Below are 4,238 nucleotides of genomic sequence, written 5' to 3'. Positions count from 1 at the left end.
GGACGTCGAACAGACCGCTCGCCTCCGGTTGCCCCCGGATATCCGGGACTGACCTACCGCGACGAGAGGACCCGTCCGCGCATCAGGCGCGGACGGGTCCTCTCGATTGTGCGGGGTGTGTCAGCTCGCGGAGCTCAGCAGGCCCGTGACGGTCGGGCTCGACAGCGGCGCGACGTCATATCCGACCGATCCGGACAGGCCCGCGGTGAGGGAGCCGCCGATGGCCGAGTCGATCGGGTTGATGACGGAGCCGGGGTCCAGCGAGCCGGTGCCGCCTCCGCCCGCTCCGGGGTTGGTGCCGGCGACGATGACGGGAGACGAGGTCGCGGTGGTTCCGACCCAGGTGTCGCCCAGTGTGTCCTGGTTGTTCAACACGGCCGTGTAGCGGTACACCTGCGTGTCGGCCGTACGGGGGATGTCGTCCGCGAAGGCGACGGTGGTGCCTGACCCCGGCATCTCGACCTGCCCGACCTCGACGCCGTCACGGAGGATCGTGACCATCGTGCCGGCGGGGAAGTTGTTCGAGGGCCGCTGGAAGGAGGTCACCACGTTGACCGCGAGCGAATCCTCGTCGAGCGCGCCGGGCTGGGCCTGGACGTTCAGGTTGGTGTTCCACTGGAAGGGGACCCACGGGGCGTTGGTGATCGTGGTGGTGGTGAGGGCGGCCGCATTGGCACTGGCGGCACACTCCACCTGGGCGCCGGTGGTGCCGGTGCCACCCGCCGTGGTTCCGCGGGTGTACTGGAACTGGGTCGACGCCGCATCGGTGGCGGCGGCGGCTCCGGCCCCGGGCAGCCCGAAGACGATCTGCTGGCTGGGGGTGTTCGGTGCGCGCATGCTGAAGGTGACCTCGGGCAGCTGGAACGACAGGTTGTTGTTCTTCTGCAGGCCGGTGTTGATGGACGTGCCGGTGTTCGTCCCGTAGCGGGCGGATTGTCCACCCCAGATCCGAACGGTGTTGGACCCCGCCTGGGTCGCCTTGGTCGTCGGGCTGACCTCGGCCAGCGAGGGGCTGCCGGCGGTGATCCCGGTGGCGCCGCTCGTCAGCGTCTGGGTGCGGTAGTCGGCGTTGCTCGGCGCCTGGATGTCGTAGGTGATCCGGCCGACCCGCACCGTGTTGGGCTGCATCGGCCCCGGCTGGATCGAGACCTCGAAGAACTCGCCCGGAGAGACGAACGTGGGGTAGGTGACCTCGACCGTGTTGGTCCAGGTGTTCACGCCCCCGATGTTCAGAGCGTTGTCGGGAGTGCAGGTGTAGGTGACCTCGACCGTCCCGGTGGTGGTGGGTGAGTTCTGGGCCGTGGCCGCCGGGGCGAGGGCGATGGCGGTGGCCAGCGGCAGGGTGGCTCCGGCCACCAGCGCCGTAGCGCGTGTCAACATCATGGGGAGTCCTTTATCTCTGTGGTCATCAGCGCCGTGCGACGGGTGGCGCTGAGGGCCGTTCGGCGGCCCGGTATGGGCGTTCGGGTTGTCTGTTCGTCTGCTGAGCGAACGTCGTGACAGGGGAAGTGTGACATAAACCACTAGGGAGTACCAACGGTATACGACGTCTTAGTTGGACGAGGTGCTTATTCGCCGAAACGCTGGCCCGGTCGCTGACCGTCGTCAAAACCGCAGGCAAAGGACACGCGTACCGAAATGTGTCCAATTTGTTAAGGACGGGTCAGTAGTGCAACTAGGGAAAATTGGGGCGAAGTGTTATCGGATCTAAATAATAAGGCGGCTGTGACAATGCTGTGCGCCATGTCACACTTGCCGGGACTACCTATCTGAGACGAAGGCCGGTCGTCGCCCCCGATGGCCCGGGATCCGACTTCATCCAGATCTAAGCCAATGTTAAGGAGAACGATCCATGGCACGTACGTGGCACCCTTCAGCCAGAATCGCGGCGCTCGGACTAGCCGCGGCGTTCGTCGCCGCCGCGGCGCCGGCCGCCACTGCCCAGATCCCGGGTAACAACCCCCGCACCACGGTGTATCCGGTCGACAACACGCAGATCCAACTCGCCGTCTACCCCCTCGACCAGGCGGCCGGGACCGTCCGGGTCGTGATGCAGAACAACACCGGGACCAACCTCAACTGCACCGGTATCGATGGCGGGCCGGCGGCGACGGTCACCACCGCCGAGGTCGTGGCCCGGTCGATCGACTACTTCACGCAGTACCCGCTCTCCGAGCTCGCTGATCTCACCCTCAATCTCCCGTCCGCCGCGGGTGGCGCGCAGAACATCGGCCTCGGATCGGCCCAGGTCCAGGCCGGAAGTGCTGCGGAGTTCTTCAATCCGGAGTGGGACGCCCTCAACCAGAACGAGGCCGCCCTCGAGCAGGCGCGTCTCGCCGGCCACTACGGCGTCTTCGGGACGAACATCACCATCCCCGCCACCTCGGCGTTCGAGCAGAACGTCCGTCTCGATCATCCTGTCGAGGGTCAGCGCGCGGACTTCCAGACCGGCGTGTTCATGACCTGCACCATCGCCGGCCAGCGCTACGCCTTCCACGCGTACGAGGGGGGCGTGAAGCCCAACTACGCGACCAATACCTCGACGGGCAGCCTCGGCAGCGCCGGCCTCGGCAGCTGACAGTCACCCCCGCGGTCAGACCGCGACCAGAGCAATCCGATAGGACCCCGGTCTCTCCACGATGGCCGGTACGACAGGAGCAGTGAAGAATGATCTCAACCACCACCACAGCAGTGCGCGGGGCTGTCGCTGCGGCTGCCGCACTGGCTCTCGTGGCCGGCGCGGCCCCCGCGCTCGCCCAGGTGCCCGGCGGCAACCCCGGCGGCTACGTCATCAAGGTCGACGACACCTCCCTCGTCGTCACGGTCAACGACAAGGGGGAGGCGCCCACGACGATCACCGGATCGATCCAGAACACCACCGATGCGAACTTCCGCTGTGAGGTCCCCCAGTTCAACATCGGAGGTCAGAACACGGCGCTCGGTTACGGCCAGGTGACCACCGCCGCGGCGGCCGAGGAGGTCCGGGAGTACTACCGGACCCGGGTGTTCACCGGCCCCACCGACACCAACGCCAACGGCGACCTGGTGTCCTTCGGGTCGGCCCTCGACATCTTCCCTGCGGGCAGCGCCATCGGCTCGGCGGAGGCCGGACCGCGGCAGGCACACAACGAGGCACGGGTCGCCGGACGCACGGGTGACCCCCGGGTGAACAACGCGCTCCAGTTCACCGTCCCGGCCGGTGGCACCGTGGACTACACGGCCCCGCTCGGTGTCCCGGCCACCGGCGACCGTGGCGAATGGAGGGCCGCCGCGGTGTTCATGTGCCGCAACATGGTGACCAACGACTGGTTCCTCTACATCGGTCTCGAGGACATCGAGGACCCGAACCCGGCGCCCGACCGCAGCACGACGGGAAGCCTCGGTGCCGGCTCCGTCGGCTCGTAACCCCCTTCAGACCGAATTCTCAAGGAGACTCATGTCCACCTCACGCGCCCTCAAGGGCTTCACAGCGGCGTCCGCGAGCGCCCTCATGGTTCTCGGCATGGCCGGGACCGCGGCCGCGCAGAACACCGTGACCGTCGTTCCCGGTGACAACGGTGACGGCCGCACCGTCGTCGTCAACAACCCGGGGATGACCGTCGACATCGTCAACGTCGACCGGGCCGCGGGCACCGTCCAGGTATCGATGACCAACAACCTCGGCTTCACCGTCTTCTGCGAGGCGCCCAACCAGGACACGGTCGCGGGTGCCCGGCCCGGTGGCACGGTCTCGACGGCCCCCGTCGTCGAGATGTCGGCCGAGTACTACTCGCGCTACCAGAACGTCCGGGCGGAGATGGTCAGCATCACGGCGTCCGGCTCGACCATCACCATGCCCCTGTGGCCGCTCACCCAGTTCTTCCCGCAGGGCAGCCTGGGGGATATGGCGAGTGAGGCCGTCCAGCTCCGTTCGCGCATCACCGAGCAGAACACCCGGGCCAAGGTCGAGGGACTGTACGGCACGACCGGGTCCTTCCAGATGACCAACGGTCAGACGGTCAACCGGACCATTACGCTCGGGCCGCCGGCCACCCAGCCCCGCGGCGAGGATCTGATCGGCTTCTTCACCATGTGCGCCCAGGGGACCAACTCCGCGGCCGCGCAGGGCAGCGGTCAGCTGTACGCCTGGTCCACGTTCGAGGACGGATGGCCGCCGCCGGTCGTCGTCCCCGAGAACACCGGCAGCCTCGGGAGCGGGTCCCTCGGGTCGCTGGGGAGCAGTGGCACCGATCCCGTCG

Annotated in this window: 4 protein-coding genes; 3 read left to right on the top strand and 1 reads right to left on the bottom strand. The window is 67.6% G+C overall.

The window, feature by feature from the left end; genetic code table 11:
- Positions 1 to 120 precede the first annotated feature (120 nt).
- Complete coding sequence (locus G6026_RS13895) at positions 121 to 1,383, bottom strand: hypothetical protein (RefSeq protein ID WP_107757451.1); 1,263 nt, start codon at positions 1,381 to 1,383, stop codon at positions 121 to 123.
- Between the two features lie 469 nt (positions 1,384 to 1,852).
- On the opposite strand from G6026_RS13895, the gene G6026_RS13890 reads away from it, so the two are divergent.
- The 3 genes from G6026_RS13890 to G6026_RS13880 all read left to right on the top strand — a co-directional run.
- Positions 1,853 to 2,578, top strand: a complete 726-nt coding sequence (locus tag G6026_RS13890; RefSeq protein WP_107757450.1) for a hypothetical protein — start codon at positions 1,853 to 1,855, stop codon at positions 2,576 to 2,578.
- A gap of 89 nt (positions 2,579 to 2,667) precedes the next feature.
- Positions 2,668 to 3,405, top strand: a complete 738-nt coding sequence (locus G6026_RS13885; protein ID WP_182613513.1) for a hypothetical protein — start codon at positions 2,668 to 2,670, stop codon at positions 3,403 to 3,405.
- 31 nt (positions 3,406 to 3,436) lie between these two features.
- Positions 3,437 to 4,238, top strand: an 802-nt coding sequence (locus G6026_RS13880) for a hypothetical protein (RefSeq protein ID WP_182613512.1), incomplete at its 3' end; no start/stop codon positions are given.

The organism is Dietzia sp. DQ11-38-2 (assembly GCF_014145055.1).
In the GTDB taxonomy this organism is placed as follows: domain Bacteria; phylum Actinomycetota; class Actinomycetes; order Mycobacteriales; family Mycobacteriaceae; genus Dietzia.
This window is presented reverse-complemented; position numbering and strand designations above follow the sequence as displayed.

Excerpts from the sequence above, each read along its gene's own strand:
- G6026_RS13895 (WP_107757451.1), bottom strand. The coding sequence starts at position 1,383 with ATGATGTTGACACGCGCTACGGCGCTGGTGGCCGGAGCCACCCTGCCG.
- G6026_RS13890 (WP_107757450.1), top strand. The coding sequence starts at position 1,853 with ATGGCACGTACGTGGCACCCTTCAGCCAGAATCGCGGCGCTCGGACTA.
- G6026_RS13885 (WP_182613513.1), top strand. The coding sequence starts at position 2,668 with ATGATCTCAACCACCACCACAGCAGTGCGCGGGGCTGTCGCTGCGGCT.